Below are 19,462 nucleotides of genomic sequence, written 5' to 3'. Positions count from 1 at the left end.
GTGTCTGCAGAGACGTTGTATTACAGCGTCCACCGATCCAGCTTAAAAAACCACTTAACGGCCTATAATATTATCCATTTTCTTCATTCGTAATTTGTCCTTATTTTTTGATCACTTTAAATGTAGAAACCTTATCCGCATTTTGTAACTGAATGAGATATAAGCCTGATTGCATATTAATGAAATCAATTTCAAAATCTCCACTTTCAGTACCTTGAAGAATAGTTTTTCCTTGAAGGTCCATGACGTTATAATTAATAGCCTTGAAAGGTGCATCAAACTTTACATTCAATTGCTGTTCTATCAAAGTTGGATAAATTGAAACGCCTTGCAATAGTACGTCTTCCAAAGAAGTAATGTTACTTATGTATTCATCAACTGGCAAGTTCACTTCTATGGCCAAGCTTTCTCCTTCTTCATTATTGGCTAAAATCACAATATCGAGGTCTTCTACAGATGCATTATCTCTTTGACCAGAAGGAATTTTTGATGGATCAATGGTGAAAGTCAATGTTTCAGGATCGAAAACTATCCATTCCGGAAGCGGACTGCCGTCTGCTAGCATTGCCACTATAGTGATATCTTCCCCTAAAGCATCAATCACTTCATCTATTTCAATCACCACTTCAACAGTTCCTTCTTCGGTTTCAACAGCCACTACTTTCTCCTCTTCTACTTTTGTGGTTTCTTCAAACTGATACACTACACTGATCAAAGTGTTGTCTGCAGAAAGTTCAAAAGAACGGTTGTTGCTGGCATCTTGTCCCAAGAAAACCTCTTCTACACCATTAATAAATAACTTGTAGTATACCGTACCTGCTGGCAATGAAATGCTTGTGGTATAAGCACTTCCACCATTCGCAATCGGCGTTAATGTCACTTCTTCGGTCCAGTTATTAAAACTGCCTTTCATGGTCAGTTGATCCGATGAAATATTGAATCCGCCAGTATTGATGATTTGTTGCATATTGACATTCCATACTGCCAGAATTCTTTCTTCAGGCACTTGATCATTATACCATACAGATGTGGTCTGCTGACCTGTTGCCACTAAGAATGTTCGGTCATTGTCTTCTTCAAAAACAGTCCACCCACCTTCACCGTTCGGGTATTGGTACATAAATTTATAGGTATACGTTTCTCCTGTTCCTAATTTATTGAAAGGCAATCCATATAAACCGTCTTCATTCAAAATCAATGGGTAAGTAGAAAAACCGTCACCCTCATAGAATTTGATTCGGACTTCAACACCTTCTACTGTCGGATCAAAGTTTTCTAATGCGACTTGATGTTCCATATTTACTTTCAAAAGCACTTCTGGGTTTTCAATATTTTCATCATTGAAATAATACACGAAAATATTTTCTATCCCTAGTTCTGGTGTTATCGCTCTGTTTAAAGCACCGTTTCCAGGGAACTCATGCAAGAGGTCGTTCCAGCTGCCATTGATTCTAAACTTAAAGTTGTATTCTTGTATGCTATCTACTTCAAATGTAATGCTGTAAATCTTATTATCTTCAGTAGATAGATTATACTCTCCATTGTCATTTGACCAACTATTAAAAGTACCTGCCACGTCTACAGAATCTTTAGTTGGGTCAAAGAAGCCTTGAGCAATTTTTGCAGACATATCCACTTGAAGCGTGATTGTGGTTACCAGCACCTCATCATTAAACCATCTTTCAATAGTTCTGTTCTCCTCTCCTACTGTAAAACTTGAGAATTCATTTTCAGAGATCTCATTTACACTGACCGTACTGTCTACTTCAACCGTTTCATAATAGACCGCTTTGTATAAGAACGGGAATCCATCATTCAGTAATTTTGAAGAGATAGTGTACAGATTGTTTCCTTCTGAAGTTTCCGCTCTATAACGTTTCATTAAAGTAGAATCACTTTTCATTACATCTATATAGAGCACCTCTGTTGTGAAATTGCCATCATTTAATTCCTTGGCCATATTAATCGCAACAGTTGTTGTAGGGTGAGTTCCTACTTCATTATCGTACCAGAAATTAATCGTTTCTTGGTTCTGAAGAATCGGGTATTTTCTGTTCGCATTATTAGCCAATTCATGACTCCCATATTCCCACGATTGATTGATTCTAACTTTACATTCCAGCGTATCTAATTCATATAACACTGTAGAATAAATACCATCTTCATCCGCATCTTCCAGAATTTCAACACCATCAGTACCCCAATTATTGAAATTCCCTACCAAGTCAAGCGTATCTGTCAGTGGGTCAAATAATTCTTGTTCAATAGCCCAATTCATATTGACATTTACAGTTACAGTGGCAATCGGCTTATCATTGAAAGCATGAGTTCTGCTATTGCTGTCCGCTTTGACAGTGTACGTTCTAAAGATATTTTCAACGGTTGGTACGGAATCACCCATCGACTGGTATGAGAAATTATAATCGTAATTCTGCCCTTCATCCATTTGATTTGAATGGAAAGCATATACGCTTAATGAATCAATACCCTTCACTTCATATTTATTATACAGTTCCAGTCCTTTGTAGAGGTTCAGCCAAACTGTACCCGATGATGGATCAAACTGCTTCAGGTGAATTTCTCTTTCAAGATTTACAGCAAAAGTCGTGGTTGGATAATCGCCATTCTCGTTATCATACCAAAACTCAATCATAGTCATGAGATCATTGACAAAATACTTTCTGTTTGGTCGATGCCTTAATTCATGCTCTCCCAGTTGCCACGATTGATTGATTCTTGTTTTTAATTCTATAGAATCTCCCAGTTCAAGATAATGAATTTTCACGGTGTAAATACCATCTTGATCTTCATCCCATAGATAAGTTGTATAACCACTATTTCCCCAGTTATTAAAAGAACCTGCTACATCTAAAGTGTCCATTGAAGGGTCAAATATTCCTTTGCTTATGGCTAAATTCATGTTCACTTTCAACTCTACTGTAGCATTAGGAATATCATTAAAGACGTGCATCAGGTTATTGTCAGATGCTTTTACAGTGTATTTTCTGATGTCCTTTTCTACAACTTCCAATGTATCTGCATCTGATTTAAAGGAGAAGTTATAATCGTACATTTCTCCTTCATTCATCAAATGTGAATTGAAAGTGAAAACACTTTGCGTATCTAAAGCTACAAGTTCATATTTAGTCAAGAATACCGAATCTTTATAGATGTTCAACCATACAGTACCAGACGCTAGATCAAACTCTTTTAAATGAATTTGTTTCTTTAAATCAATAGAAAAATTAGAAGCTGGATAATCACCATTTTCATCATCAAACCAATATTCAATCGTATTTTTAAAATCAGGAAGTTCATGTCTTCTATCCATAAAACGATTGCGATATTCATGTCTTCCAAGACTCCATGATTGGTTGATTCTAGTTTTGAATAGAATCATTTCTTTCCCACCAAAATCAAAGAGATCAAACACCTTGACATCAACGGTATAAATACCATCTTGATCTTCGTCCCAAAGCAAAGTAGGAGGATTATTTGTACCCCAATTATTAAATGAACCTGCCACGTCTAAAGTATCAATGGATGGATCAAAAAGCCCTTTTTCAATGGCTAGATTCATATTTACTTTTAGCGTCAAATGCTTTTCATTCATCAAGCGAGTAGGGAAAAAGGCTTCCTTAGAGTCTACTGTTTTCAACCCTCCATCTTTCGTTTTTACTAAGAAGTTCAATCCTGTTGTTTCTATCTCTTCCGCAGTCAGGTTCAAGTGTGCTGACGGATTGAATGTAAATGAATATTTACTCCCTTCTATATGCGTAAGTTTATTTCTTTCAGCTGATTCAAACCAAGGGCCGTTCAGGCTGTCTCCTCCTGCAAGCCCTATATCCTTCTGCCAGAAAAAGAGGTAGGCATTGTCTTGATTATCGCTTTCAAAATAAGTGTCCTCTAAATCTAAGACCATCATTATTTCCTCATCTGCAGTCCAATACGAACTATCTGGGTTATTAGGATCAGTGCTGTAAATAAGGTGCGGTGCAATGATTTTTTCTTTTACAAGTTCATAAGCCAAAGAATCAGTCATTGAGTTATAATGTATTTTGAAATCTCCTGATTTCCCCGAAGTATTATACGTTTTATAAAGATTAGTACCATCCCAATCCAGATAAAAATTATCGCTATGATTCAACCTTGTGGTCGCCTCATACACTTTAGGAGATACCTCTTGCATTAATACTGCATAGTCCATATTCCAGTTTTCAAACTGAGAAATTATGATAAACTCACTCTCAGAAATACTCCACTGGAAAGGAACATCTTTATCTTCATTATGCTTCCAACTTATCAATATTTCTTCTCCAGAATTTAGGCTGATGGAATGATTGGTTGAAAGTAAAGTAAGATCATTACAGTCTGCATTGTAAACCTCTAAGCCCATAGCATCATGGTCTGATGAAATGAAGATATTGATGTTTTCTGTAGCCGTATACTTATACCAATTAGGGCTTCCATCTGATTCATGATTTCCCAAAGTCACTGCCTCAGCGTTATTGCAGGTGTTATTAGGAACTGGAACTTCAGCCCAATTTGAAATTATGATCTGCAAAGTATCTGAAGCCGTAAGACCTGATGGATCATATTGTCTCACCACATCCTGACCAACTTCTGTTTCTCTAAAACGATCACTCCCTTTTAAACTGAAATAATAGCCTAATGCTCCTTTATTCTGTTCTATCTCCGCATAATAGACATCCTTATCAGCATCATAAGTCAATTTATATTTATCCGAAAAACTATTTACTTCTGATGTCAGATGAATATAAATATCATCCAGCTCTGTACCTGCAGGAGTGGTGTTGATTTCCATTCTCCTCACTGCACCAACCTGCGTTATTAGGCTTGACATTAAACTAAGGCCCGGAAGATTCTCATTCACAGCGGTGACAGTATATGCACTGCCCAAATTTTCGGAAATTTTAATTTTCAGGGAGTATGCATTGGCTCCAGTAATTTCCTGACCATCTAAATACCACTGAAAAGAGGAGTATTTTGGATCATCAAAATAAGGAACAAATAAAGTGGTAGAATCTCCGTCTTCTGTATAATCACCACAACAGTAAGAATATTTTTGGTTGGTGTATTCAAAAGTAGTAAGATTTGTCAGCGTATTTTTAATGGATAACAACTGAGAATCCATGAGTTTATTATAAGCCACAGTATCACCTAAATCATTGTTATCGATATACAAAGCCGTCAGTGAACTCATTCTGTTCAGCACGTATTCTACATCAGGTAACAATGTATTATTAGTAAGTCTCAAAGTTGACAACGCTGACATACGGTTCAAACTATCCGGTAATGCTTGAATGTAATTTCTGTGTAAAGACAGTTCTTCCAAAAGTGGCATCTCCATTTCCGGGGCATCCATCCCTGAAATACCATTTACACTTAAATCAAGTGACGTAATGTACTGCAAATGAGCTATGGAAGGAGGAATTGTTCCCCAAAGTCCATTATTACTCAAATTGATAGCCACCACTTTTCTATCTATCACCGATACGCCATACCATTCTGATACATCCGCATCTGTCATCCAATTGTTGGTATTTTTCCAGAAGTCTCCTCCCAACTTATTATAGATATCTACAAGTGCTCCATATTCTGCAATAGAAACACCATTTTTCTCACTCGCTAGATTGTTAAAAGAGTAAGTATTCGTAGATAAATCTAAAGTAATATCATACGTGCCACTCACAGTGACATTAATGTTATCTCCACCTGCTACAGCGGTTCCATTAGGAAAAAGATTTCCTCCCCAATTATTGTCCCAAGTGCTATCGGCTCTAAATTTTATACCTCCTTCAGAAAGCATAACACCTGTAAGCATCCATAGGTCTTGATTGGTAGAATCTTGTGTCATCAAGACACCATTATTCCAATCTCCATTAGGGGAGGCTTCACCAATAATTTCAATAAAATTGTATTGCCCAAAAGAGATAAAAGGCACGAAAAAGAGAGCAGTAAGGTAAAGACTCCTTATTGCGAAATAGGATTGTTTTATCATAATCATAGTTTACGTTTAAAAAGGCATGAAAACATTTGCTGTTTCCAGAGATTCCAGGGTGTATAATACGTTATTAACCTGTCTTTTAAGTCATTGAATAATTCATAGTTTTAAGATTGAGTCCAGTAAATGCACAATATGTATTCAGTAATAAGATAAGTATCTGGAAGAAAGTAAAAGTCTATTTTAGACTATCTTTTTTTCATGTACTTAGTTGCTTAATATCAGCTAATTTAAGAATTATATACGTACTACATACGTTTTTTAACATTTTGGGTAAGAAAAATAATATAATGAAGGGTTATGAATTAAAAATGAATAGTTCGTAGTGTTATAAATAGAAAAGCATCGTATCCCCACAACGCTTTGTTTTCAAATTGAAACGTTGTAGAAATACAATGCTTGGATAAGTACAAGGCCAAAAGTAAACTGACTTTTTAATGAAGAATGATGAGTTAAGAGTTAAGAGTTAAGAATGAAGAAAAAATGGTTCTTGTTGTGGTTCAGTGGACGTTGCAGTGCAACATCCCTACAACTTATCCATCATAAAGATCACTTTACGAACCATAACACGATCCATTTTCTTAACTCTTAATTCTTAACTCTTAACTAACTCTTCATTCCAGTCACTAGGTCATCTTATGGCTATCGAATCACCAATTTTCCAGTTGTAGAAACACCATCCACCACTAAACGAATAATATAAATACCCGCTCTTTCTTGGCTTAAATCAACCATAGAACTTGTTGAAGATTGATAAATCAATTGTCCTTGAAGGTTGAATACTTCTACACTTCCAGCTTCTGAAGCATTGCCCCAATCGATGTGAACTAAACCATCACTAGGGTTTGGATAGAACTTCGCATTTATTTCGGTAGAAAGTGGAGCAGCAGTACTCACTTTTCTAGCGGAACTAGTAGCAGATTGGATCTTGAATTGTTGCCATAATGATGCTGTTTCACTTGTGCACAACATGCTGTTTCTTAAGTACATGTCATTATTAGCTTTGATGCCATAGACATCATTACCAAAATCTACTAAAGTGAATTTTTCCCATGCTCCTATTGCCGTTCTTGTACAAGTCATTTCTTTATTTCCATTTTCAGAGCTGACATACAAATCGTTACTGCCTTTGAAAGAGACTGTACCGTCATTATTTTCTATCATTTCAAATTGCTCATTGGCACCAACGGATGGAACCACATTCAACTTCTCTTCATTTGAAGCACTGATATAACTTAGGCTTCCTTGGTTTTGAATACTCACCACAAGGCGTGATGGAAGGACATCAAAAGTACAGTTGTCTTCTTTGATATTGGAATCCCAAGCTCCACCTACGGGACGGATCGCTACTTTTAATTGATAAGCTGTTCCTGCAGGCCATTCCGTTTCAGGATTAACCGTTAAGTTTAATGTTCCTGTTCCAGCAGGCACTGTTTGAATAGCGTTCGCTAACCAAACACCACTTGGGTCACTTACAATGGCTAAAACATCATTTTGAGTAGCTGATGAATAGTTGATCGCTACCGGAAGGCTATTTCCAGTGGTAATTGGAGCTGGACAGTTCACTAAACTTATAGCATTTTCAAGCGCTGACTTGACTTCAAACTTCACATCTTTTTCATCAAGATTAGTATCCCAAGCACCACCTACAGGACGGATAGCAATTTTTAAATTATAGTTTGCTCCAACTTCCCATGCTGTTGGCTGATTGACCGTCAAGGTTACATTTCCAGATCCTGCTTGTACTGTCTGTATTGCATTCGCCAGCCATGTGCCATCAGGTCCGTTGACAATGGCCATCACATCATTTTGAGATGCGGAGCTATAAGCCACCGTCACATCAAAACTTTCTCCAGTGATAATAGAAGTTGGTGAATTGGCAAAAGCTACTGAATTCGTTGGAGTTGTACCGCTTCCACAGTTTGGATCAGGTGTTCCTGTTTCTGACCAATATTTCTGAGATTGAGCTTCTGTCTTTTCAGTGTAGTTACCTAAAGCCGCCGCTGAACTTTGTGCCATCACTATTTTATCAATCTGATAACCATGCGAACGTCCACAGATCTCCATCGTATAGGTTCCTGCTGATGGGAATTTCACATTGACCCAGTTATGATTATGATCAAATTCTGCTACACCGTGAAGCCAAAAACCGGGATCACTTCGCCCATAAAACTTAAAGAACTCTGATGTTTGAGTGCCTCCTACGTGGGCAACATCTCCTAAGAATCTTACCCATGCATCATTACTTAAATCCGTTCCTTGTTGCCCATCTACTTTTCCTCTTTCTTCCTCATTCTGACGGACAAACCACTTAAAAGTATATGTGCCAGGATTGTTTATTTTAAAACTATACGTCAGTGTATTCACAGCATTTTGTGTGTTGTAACTGTTCGGTCCATCATAGTAAATGTATTTTCCTCCTGAAGCATATTGATCATCTGTACCCAATTTCCAAGCCCCTTTCAATGGAATTCTTTCTGCTTCAAAAACCATTAGTCCATCTTTTTCAAAAGATTCAATAGCTGGGCAGTAATCACTGTCAGGTGCTTCCCCTTCTACAATTCCGTTTACAAATTGCGTTTTTAATTTACTTGGATTTCCATTTTGATCACCATACAATAAAAACCAAATCATACCAGCATCAGAAATATCTGCTTTGCTATGACTGTTCACATTCATTCTATCCCAAAGGAAATTCACATTAGCGTCAGCATGATCTCTCATCCATGTCCATTGAGAATAATCATTAGAGCCATTGATATTATTAGTACTCCATCCCTGCGTAAGGTTAGAAGACTGATTTTGATCTTTGATACGCAGGAAATTAGTGCCTTCTTTCACAGGAAAATCTTGTAAAACATGCTCAATTCTTCTGTGATTGGCTCTGCGGATATTATTATCATTATAGTTACTATGAGAAACAATATACAGGTGATTGATCGATGCTTCTTTACCGTCCGCTTTTACTTTTGCTAATGCTTGATAAAGAAATTCCGTCGGTCCCATAGATACAAAATACAAAGGGTCGCTGGCCGTAGAGATCTTGATTTGTTCCGCCAAGTGATTAATTGCCGCTGTATTGTTGGCGGAAACATCATAAAATACAGAAGCATTGAAATTTTTAAAACGCTGTAATGCTCCATTCACACCGTCTTTCATCACATTCACTGCAGAAGTATGTGCTGGTGAACCAATGAAGTTGTTGTAAGAGTAATGGACCAGTTTGCCTTCTAGTCCAGCATTGGCCAACATTGCCAAAGCAGCGGGAGTAGCACTCCAATCGTCTTCATCTCCTCTTTGCCAGTTGGAGTTATAGGTGAAAGTTTTTCCTGCGTCTGCAGAAGGTGCTGTAGCGGTTACGGTGCCTCCCCATGTGTTAGGGTCCGCTTGATTGTTTCCATCTGCACTTACGGCAATTCGGTTGTTATTATAACCGTACCCTGTTGCAGAGAAAGTCTGTGTTGCAATGAATAACATTGCGACCATAATAAAAAGTCTAGTCATTTTTGTTGGATATTAGTATTACCGAAACTCAGGGAATTTCCCTTCATTTCTTTTGATGAAATTACGGCTCACAATTTTATCTTAATATTATCCTATTCCAATCTTTGAAGCTTTACAAAAACTTATCACAATCGCTAAAAACACATTACAATAACTTATCAATCAAACACTTATTCTTGTAAAGGTGGTTGAAATGGTTAAGAAAAAGGGGATAAAACGATCTTAATCTTTTCCATTGTGAATCACCTTCATCCTTTAAATAAAAATGTCTATTTGCTGTTACTCTGAAAAATCAAATGCTTTTGTGTTTAGAACTCAGGAGACTTCTTACAATTATGAGACACTACGGACATCTTCGGCTTAACTCTTGCATCAGTGGTCATGTAAATGTTTAAGGGTGGATAAATATTGTCTAGAAAATGATTTTAAAAGAAATAAAGCATAATGTTAAAATGTATACTGTAAGTAATGAGACTTTATTGTATTTAGATGACATAGGCTTAAGAATAAATGATGATGTATTTGATAATTGCGATAATGATTACTTTATAAAGTACAAAAGCAAAGTTATATATCGATTCAATGAAGGTACCTATATAGATGATCAATTTTTAAATAAGACTGTTGTTCAGGATTCACTTTATGCTCAAACAGGAATTTTTTATTTTGATTTTAATGTAGGGGATCTCACATCAGAATTTGAATTAATAAACCTTGAAGATTTAAGTGTGATTTATAGTTTTGGAAGACATTATGCTGGAATACAAAATGTTATAAGACTTGATGACTACATTGTTATTAATTTTAAAAATCAAATTAAGTGTTATTGCAATAAGTCTTATAAATTGTTGTGGAACATAGAGGGAGATTTTAATATTCTATATGGTTATTATGAAGGTAGTCTTTATGTGCTAGAATCTAAAAAAAATTTAGTAGAGATTGATATTGAAACTGGAAGTATAAATTATAATTTTGAAGAAATTTCTAATTTACCAGAAGGAACAAATAAAGATGGTTTCTCATTAGATTTTACAAACCTAAAATTAGATCAAAATAAAGGGTTATTGGTAGGTATTTTTCATACTTTTTACGTTGAAATTGAGTTAAATACAAAAACAATTAATGTATATAATTTACGAGATCAATTAGAAGGAACCAATGTGATTTCTTTTAAATCCTTTTCAAACTTGTCTTTTAATGATCAACATTTAGCCGTTTTGGCATATGCAAAGTTAAAAGAAGACCCAAAAGTTTTATATGGTGCAAATGTATTAATAAATAGGAATACAAAAACAATTGAATGGACACATGTATTTAAGGATTATGGCTTAGGAACAAATGCCCCTATTATCACAAATGATCATCTTTACCAAATTGACTTTAATGGTGATTTATATATTTTTGAAAGGTAACAGCAATTCAGAGTTGTCTAGAATATTTCCCCCCTTTGTGTAGTGTTAGGCTGCAGGCGTCACTCGCGATATAAAATGATTCTTGTTGTAGTTCAGTGAACAGTACATATAAAAAAAGGCATTCCAAATCATGAAATGCCTTTATTAATTCAAGGGTGAAAAATCTTATTATTACTTATTATTTTACCTAAGTCTACGTTATTTGAATCTCTGTTCATTATTTTTTTAGGATGGAATTAAAAGTGTTTTTTTCAGAAAAATTTAATGTAAATCCACCATAAAAACACACTCTATTTCACCTTCTTTTTATAGTATTTTTTTGTAAAATCATCTTGCTCTGCTGACAAATCCAAAAGCTTTCCTTCTTCAAGCTGCGCCCAACGAGCAGGTTGATGTTCTTGTAAATATTTTACGAAAGGCACACTTTTCGCCACCTCCGCTTCTACCTCATCAAAACCTCTGTCTTTATGTGTTGACTGCCACTCTTTCAGATAACCCCTCAACTTTTCTAATTCTTTCTTATACTTTGGATTTTGAGCTAAATTCACTAATTCATCAGGATCATTTTTCAAATCATACAACTCCTCTTCTTCTTTCTGAGTATTGAAAAAATAAGCTTGTGCGTCATTCAATCTTCCTTCAGCATTTAAACGTCGCATCACATGAACAGCTGGCCGGTTGTATTCCAAATAGGCTTGATGGGCATCATAAGGTACCTCTGCCATATAGTTTTTTATGTATTTGAAACGTTTGGTGGTGATGGCTCTTGAGCGGTCTTTCACCTCATCCCAAATATCTCTGGCTGAATACACATATGCTCTTTCTTCTTTATCAAAAAGCGACGAACCAGTACAATAATCCGGTAAAGTGATATGGGCTAGATCCAGAATAGTGGCTGAAATATCAGTGAACGTACACAACTGATCGTCTACTTTTGGTTTCTTAAAACCTTTGGGGTAATGAATGATTAATGGAATTCTCAAACCTGAATCATACACATATCCTTTTCCTCGGATGTTGGCCCTGCCGTTATCACCCATAAAAATGATGACCGTATTTTCAGCTGCTCCATTCTCCTTTAATTGATCCATCAAGAGTTTCATTTCCATATCAGCATATTCAATCTGATCAAGATAAGTCGCCCAATCTAATCGGACCTCTGGAGTATCTGCTAAAAATGGCGGTAAAACTACCTTTTCGGGGTCGACAGGATGAGCTGATTTTGCTCTGATGTCATTCCACCAATTTCCTCTGTGCGTTACTTTCAATTGTACTTGAGCAAAGAAAGGTTTTCCATCACTTTTTAAAGCTGTGGACTTCGCATCAAAAAGGCCAAAATCAGTTGTACCATTATAGTTCCCAGTAGATTGATGTTTGAAATTACAGTCAATCTTTTCTCCTTTTTTCATGACCAATCTACTGCCCACAATTGTTGTGTAACCGGCTTCTGAAAGGAGTTTGGTAATTGGCGTATACTCTCCTTCCAACGCTACTTTTCTATTACTTCTGTGGTTATGCGTATTGGTAATATTTTGATGCACACCCAACATCAAGGCTGATCTGCTTGGTGAACAAATAGAATTACTGCCTATGCAGTTGGTATAGCGGATTCCTTCTTTTGCCAATTGATCAAAAGTAGGTGTTTTTACCGCCGGCATACCATAGCAAGCCAAATCGTTGCTGATATCTTCCGCCATGACCAATAGAATATTAGGGCGGTCTTGTGCTAGGATGCTATTGGATATGAGACAACACATACCCAATAGCTGAACTATTAACTTCTTCATTTTTATTGAAAGTCTACGTTAACAGCACTTTCGTCACACTCCATCATTTTTGTTGCTTTGCCTTGAAAATCATTGTTCTTAAATACCACATTCTTCGATGATTTTATGATATAGGCAGGATTTTCAGGGTATAATTGCGGGAAGGTATTTGTAGATAAAATCTTGTTGTTTTCAAATACTAATCCATCCGTATTGCTCACTTCAAGTACGAGATTATCAAATAACTTAAAGGTGTTATTTCTGATTGTAATATTGTGGAAAGCAATGCTCTCATTGTCCTCATCTGTCACCAAACGAATGATACCACGGCTTGTCCCCCCAAAATTGCAATTATCAAAGGTGTTTCCTTCAATAATCAAATTGGATTGAGCACCTGATTCATACCATTTAGAACTTTCTACCGGTAAGAAAATAGCATCCATCTCTGAGTGGAAATAATTGTCTTTCACCAATGCTTTTTTAGGTGTCGATAACAATACGCCTCTGGCTCTATTTCCTTGGAATTTGTTGTTCGTTAATATCACTTCCGGGTAAGCAGAAAGGTTTTCGATATAGTCACCTTGAACTACTGCTGCAGGAATTTTCTCCTCAAAAGTAATGACCTGATAACGCTGATTAATGACTTCTATTGAAGCTATAGTCAGTTGGTGAAAAGGAGTAAAAGATTCATCAATTTTCACAAAACCAATCGTATCACCTTTTCTGCCAATCACAAAACCTTCTTGTTGATGATGCCCCATTCTTATTCCTAACTTATTGTCAGCCAATTGCTCTACCACTTCCTGATAAGCCCCATGAATATTAATACAGTCATCCAATTGATTTTCCAAAAGGGAATTCGTCATTTTGATTTGTCCTCTACATCCTACAAAGTGGGTCGCATCGGCAGTAGTAGACACCATTCTATCTCCTGACGGTGAAATCGTCAATTTATCAATAAAAATATCTTCAGAGTTTTCAACCAATAAACCCATTCCTCCGGCATGATGTATGGTTACATTCTCTAAAAAGAATGACTTGGAATTGCTCACTCTTATTCCAGGAGCCACACGGTTTTCTCCTTGCTGTCCTTTTGTAGATAAAATATTCCCGATCGGTGGCAACCCTTTTTTATGATTGAAAAACCTCACAACACCCGGTTCAACTTCATTCACTTTCAAACGGCTTTCTGTCCCAACTTTACGTAAAGTCAAATCGGCTTTATCCACTTTGTATTTGTATTTTATTTGGTCCGTACCGTACTGTGTAGTAGATTTCTGATACGTAGAAATCGGGCTTGTTTTCTTGTTATTATAAGAGATCGCACGTCTTTCTTTATCGTATAAAATCGTCTGACCTAAATCGTGCTCGTAGTATTCTTTGATAAAATAGATTTGCTCATTTCTAATATCATAAGGGTACTCCTCTCCAAAACGGACATCAAAAGCATGTTCTTCTTTATGATGAGCGATAATCTCACCTTCACTATGGAAGGACATAGCCCAGTCGATTTTCACATTCTTAATTGTAATATTCTCAGAATCATCCACTAAAAAAGGTATCATTTTACCATGAAATATGAAAGTAGATCCCTGACCGTCAATCGTAAAATCTTTGTAATTCTCCACCGGAAAAGCCAAGCTTACAAATACATCTTTATGATTCGAAAGGTATACAAATTTATTCAGTCCCTTATCAGGGTAAAAATGATACGTTCCCTTTTCAAACTCTATGGTTTTAGCACCCTTATTTTCCTTTAGTTGCTTTAATACATAAGGTGTGGCATCTTCCGTTATATCCTTTGTATTGCCCACCTTGATTGTCTGTCCTGAGTTCACGCTGAATCCATACACAGAAACAAGAAGAGCAAGAATCACTATTAATTTCTTCATTATTAAAACCTGTTTTGTTTTATAGTAGTCTCCATAATTTAATTGACTGCAACACTTTACTCCTAAAGATTGAAGAGTGTTGAAGCCGGTAATAATTCTTTCACATTACAAATGTGATATAAACTATAAAAACAACAGTCTGTGGTAGTAAATTGAGTGTATCAAAGCATACAAATTACTGATTTTCAACAGGTATCGATTACGAATAATAAGTAAAATTAAGGGGTATAATTTAAGGAAAAAGTTGAGGTGGTCCATTTTGTAAGTTCTACCTCTTACAACAAAGACCACCTCTTTTTTGATGCTACTTTCTTAATTCACAACCGCTTTCTCCCCTTCAGTATGATGTTCCTTTCCGTATTTTCCTGGCGTGATGCCATAGTGTTCTTTGAACATTCTACTAAAATGCGTTCTACTTTTGAAACCTGTTCTAAGATAAACTTCAGAAACAGTGAGCTTTTCATTCACCAGCATCTCAGCAGCTTTTTTCAGGCGGTAAAGTTTCAGCAATTCATAAGGTGTATAATTCGTGATGGACTTTACTTTCTGATAGAAATGCGTACGGTTTAAATGCAATTCCTTAATGAAAATATTAATGTCCAATTCCTCATCGTCCAAGTGTTTTTCCATCAAAGCATACAGCTTTTCCATAAACACCCTTTCGCTCTTATTATTATTTTTCTTTTCTACCTCCACAGGAAAATCAATTCTGAAACGTTCCCTCAACTGACGACGGTTTTTCAATAACATTTGTGCTGTCGCAATTAGGTGTTTTAAGTCAAAAGGCTTACTGATATAAGCATCTGCACCACTTTCAAAGCCAGACACTTGATCATCAACGGAAGATCTTGAAGTCAATAAAATTACAGGAATATGACTTGTTCTGATATCGGCTTTTATGCCTTTGCAAAGTTCCAAGCCGTTTAATTCCGGCATTAGAATATCACTGATAATTAAATCAGGCCACTCATTCTCTACTGCTTCTTTGCATTGGAGTCCGTTGGTAAATGAAGTGACGTTGAAGTATTCTGATAAAGAGGAATGCACAAAATCTCTCAAGTCTTTATTATCTTCAACGTAATACACATTTAACTCTTTCAACGTTTCATCCTTCAGACTTTCCGGTAATTCAATTCCCTTCGGTAAAGTTCTCTGCTTCTCATCATCGGTTTCCAACGTTAGAATTTCCTGCAAGCGTTCTTCATTGAAAGTATCTTTCAAGCTAATTTCAACAGGTAAAACTACCTTAAATGTAGTCGCTTCTTTAGCTTTACTCTCCACGTTGATTGTTCCATAATGCAACTCCACAATTCTCTTAGAAAAAGCCAAACCAATTCCTGACCCTACAGTGGCTGTATTTACATCTTCAGATTGATAATATCGCTCAAATACATAAGGTAAATCTTTGGATTTAATTCCTGCACCGGTGTCATGAACAGTAAAGAACAGTTGATCATTCTCTACTCCATAGCTTAAAGTAATTTTGTCGCCTGTTTTGGTAAATTTAAATGCATTATTCAGAAGGTTATTCAATACAATTTCCAGTTTCTGACGGTCAGCCAATACAAATAATTGATTTGCATCTCCCTTCACTTCAAACTTCCTTTCAGTGTGTTCTGCCATTTGATCAAACCCTTTCTTGACTTCAGAAACTAATGCTGTAAAATCAAAAGAAGTGATCTTCAGCTTCAATAAACTCTGTTCGGCCTTCTGGAAATCCTGCACCTGATTCACTAGTTGAAACATCTTCTTCGATTGACTCTCAATAAGGCTTAAATGCTTATAGGCATCATTATTAGACTCAAATATTTTAATCAGTACTTGTAAAGGACCTGAAATTAATGTCAATGGCGTTCTAAACTCATGGGCAATATTCATGAACATTCTGGTCCTTGTCTTATTCAGTTCATCAATACGTTCTTTATCCATTTGTTCTATTTGAAGATCATGTTCTATTCTGTTCATTCTTAATAGAAAACGGATCACAACAAATAAAATCAATGCGACTAATAGAATATAAATCAGGTAAGCCAAAGGGGTTTTCCATACGGGTGGATGGATTGTGATTTCAATAAATTTTGAAGGTGACCATTCCTTTTTAGAGTTAGAAACGGCTACTTCAAACGTGTATTTCCCAGGAGGTAACCCATTAAAACTCGCTAGTTTCATTTCAGAAGCAGCAGTTACCCACTCTTCTTCCTGAGGCAACATCCTGTAGCGAATTAGGTTTCCTTTTTTATTAGAATAATGCAAAGATATGATTTCAAAAGAGAACACATTTTGATCGTAATTCAAATCAATTTTCTCTGTTTCATTTAGAGATTTTGATAAAATCACATGATCACCTAATGTATCCAATACATTGATTTTGGTATTGAATAACCTGAAATCCCCTAATAACAAATTCGGCATTTCATCTTCATCATGAATTTGTTTTGGATCAAAATACAACAAGCCATTTCCTCCTGAAAAAATCAGTTGATCATCTTTCATAATAGCTGCTGAAGGCTCAAATGGTGAAATAGGCACTCCATCTCCTATGGAATAATTTCTAAACTGATGTGTAGTAAGATCAAAAGCATTCAAACCCTTATTCGTTGTGATCCAAAGCCTATTTTGCTTATCCGGTAGAATACTTTTTACAATATTGTTGTCCAGTCCATCTTTCTCCTGATAAGACTTGAAAACACAGGCCAATTGAGAATTTTCAACCAAGCAAATGCCTCCCTGTTCAGTACCAAGCCACAATTCTCCACTGTCCAATCTAAGGATGGTAGAAACATAATTACTAGAGATAGAGTACTTGTTTTCAGGGTTATGTACAAATTGTACTTTACGCATTTTGTTCAAGCTCCTCTTAGGCATATTATTGATCCTAATCAAGCCATCTCTTCTCGTTCCCACCCAAATAAAATTATACTTGGGGTCTTCATACACATACCTGATATCTTTTATTTCCTTACTTAAAAAGCCTTTATAGACGTCCATCAACTGAATATCTTCAATGATTCCAGTATCTGATAATTTCAGTCGGTATAACCCCTCAGCACATGCCACCCAATGGTACCCAAACTTATCCAGTATTAAATTTTTCATTTTCACATCCGAAAACTCTGGCTTCAGTTTACTGACCAATGGCACCCATTTATTCATTTTTTTGCTGAAATAGGACACTTTTGTTCTCGCTCCTTGCTTTTTTATAAACTGTCCTCCTTTATGATCAATCAAGAACAACGTATTGGGATTCCCCTCTAGATTTTTAATATGTGGAGGTAAAGGTTCCAAACTATTTGTTGCCGTATTGAAATTCAGAATTCCTCTAAAATGCACATTGATAAAAACATTAGTATCGGTTACCTTCTGAATACGGAGCACGTGATTAGACCATTCCCCTGGTTCATTATTGGTCTTTAAATTGGTGTATTTGAAATTGTATTTTTTTGTGGGCAAATGATATAATCCTTTACGAAAGGAACCCACCCAAAAATTCCCATTGGGGTTAGAAGTCATAGTGCTCACCCTGTAAATTGGATAAACTTCTTTTTCCAATACCCCTTTTTTCCCTATTCTATCTAGTTCTTCTTTTGAGGTTTTATAAATTCCCAATTCTTTGTGACCTAACCATATATTTTTTGCGGAATCAATATGAATGGATTGGAATTTCTGATTTGATAAAACTGGTTTCAACTTAAATTTTCCTTCTTTATAATCCAGTATTACAATACCATTATTCGCTATGCAATAAAAACGGTGGTCATCATATTTCGCAATATCAAGATACTTATCAATTTTAGCTCCTTCAACTCTTGTCTTCGTCCTGTTGGGGTAATTCACTTTATAGATTCCTCTTGAAGTCGCCAATAACAGATTATTCTTATCTAAGACTTCTGCTTTGTAAGCAATCACATTTTCGCTTAAAGTGATTGAGTTTTTGAGCTTGTTGGTATTAGGATCAAAAAACAGGAGTCCTTCTTCCTCAGTAGTACAAAGTATATACTGCTTGAATTTTGTCACTTGACGGACAATAGGCCCTATTTTTACCCCTTTTTTGGTTTGGGAAAGATAAATGTTTCGGAAGCGCTGTGTTGTATAATCATAACTGCTCAAACCATGATCTGTACCTACCCAAATCGTATTTTTCTCATCTCTATACAGGGAACGTATTCTATTGGAATTCAACCCTTCAACATTTCTAAAGGTTTTAAACTCAAAGCCATCATAAGTGTTCAACCCATCAAATGTACCCACCCACAGCAGACCATTTTGATCCTCTAAAAGTGAAGTTACACCATAATGTGAGAGCCCTTGCGGCATTGCATAGGCATTTAGAATTCCTCTTTCAAAATATTCATCTTGTGCACTACATACTACCGGAAGTAGACATCCCAATAGTAATACAATTTGTGTAATAATTCTTTTCATCAACAAGTAAGTGGATTATCAGTACCTGGAATAAAGTAAACGGCTATTTTATCTTGTCTTTTTTATCCTACTCTTCGTTAGATTTTTATCACATAGCTTCGGCTATGCTTTGCAAATCTGCCTCGATTAGAATAAAAAATAACAACCTAAAATTATCCCTTTTCTTTTTTCCATGTACTTAAGTACTGTGACAAAAGTAAAGGTACATTTTATCTTATCTTTTTTATCCTACTCTTCGTTAGATTTTTATCGCGTAACTAAGGCTATGCTCTGCAAATCTGCCTTGATTAGAATAAAAAATATTAAACTAAAATCATCCCTTTTCTTCTGTCACAGTACTTATCTCTAAAAAATTAAAAGAAGAATGCTCGTAACTACTCAGCAATAGGAATTTTCAACGAAGCAAGCGTTATAAAAGCCTCAAGTATACTCTCTCCTTTC

The 19,462-nt window shown here is 36.0% G+C and carries 6 protein-coding genes; 1 reads left to right on the top strand and 5 read right to left on the bottom strand.

All coding sequences use genetic code 11. The annotated features are described in order from the left end of the window. Window positions 1-100: 100 nt before the first annotated feature. Both HHU12_RS19690 and HHU12_RS19685 read right to left on the bottom strand, forming a co-directional pair. Window positions 101-6,022 carry a T9SS type A sorting domain-containing protein gene (locus HHU12_RS19690; RefSeq protein ID WP_169658451.1) on the bottom strand — a complete coding sequence of 1,974 codons (5,922 nt, stop codon included), beginning with the start codon at window positions 6,020-6,022 and terminating at the stop codon, window positions 101-103. A gap of 645 nt (window positions 6,023-6,667) precedes the next feature. Further along, a complete protein-coding gene (locus HHU12_RS19685) occupies window positions 6,668-9,529 on the bottom strand; it encodes a T9SS type A sorting domain-containing protein (RefSeq protein ID WP_169658450.1) in 2,862 nt (953 codons plus the stop codon). A gap of 419 nt (window positions 9,530-9,948) precedes the next feature. Here HHU12_RS19685 and HHU12_RS19680 point away from each other — a divergent pair, with 419 nt between their 5' ends. Further along, the gene (locus tag HHU12_RS19680) at window positions 9,949-10,941 is read left to right on the top strand and encodes a hypothetical protein (protein WP_169658449.1); all 993 of its coding nucleotides are present in this window, start codon (window positions 9,949-9,951) and stop codon (window positions 10,939-10,941) included. A 290-nt stretch (window positions 10,942-11,231) separates the two neighbouring features. On the opposite strand, the gene HHU12_RS19675 is transcribed toward HHU12_RS19680, so the two are convergent. From HHU12_RS19675 to HHU12_RS19665, 3 genes are all read right to left on the bottom strand, one after another. Continuing rightward, window positions 11,232-12,728 carry a sulfatase family protein gene (locus HHU12_RS19675; RefSeq protein WP_169658448.1) on the bottom strand — a complete coding sequence of 499 codons (1,497 nt, stop codon included), beginning with the start codon at window positions 12,726-12,728 and terminating at the stop codon, window positions 11,232-11,234. Window positions 12,729-12,730: 2 nt separating this feature from the next. Beyond that, window positions 12,731-14,599 carry a right-handed parallel beta-helix repeat-containing protein gene (locus HHU12_RS19670; RefSeq protein WP_169658447.1) on the bottom strand — a complete coding sequence of 623 codons (1,869 nt, stop codon included), beginning with the start codon at window positions 14,597-14,599 and terminating at the stop codon, window positions 12,731-12,733. Between the two features lie 312 nt (window positions 14,600-14,911). Then, window positions 14,912-19,021: a hybrid sensor histidine kinase/response regulator transcription factor gene (locus HHU12_RS19665; RefSeq protein ID WP_169658446.1), complete on the bottom strand. Its 4,110-nt coding sequence runs from the start codon at window positions 19,019-19,021 to the stop codon at window positions 14,912-14,914. Window positions 19,022-19,462: the final 441 nt, after the last annotated feature.

Origin of the sequence: Flammeovirga aprica JL-4, from assembly GCF_012844305.1 — a bacterium.
GTDB lineage: Bacteria > Bacteroidota > Bacteroidia > Cytophagales > Flammeovirgaceae > Flammeovirga > Flammeovirga aprica.
The sequence above is the reverse complement of the archived record's forward strand: the minus strand, read 5'-3'. Positions and strand labels throughout refer to the sequence as shown.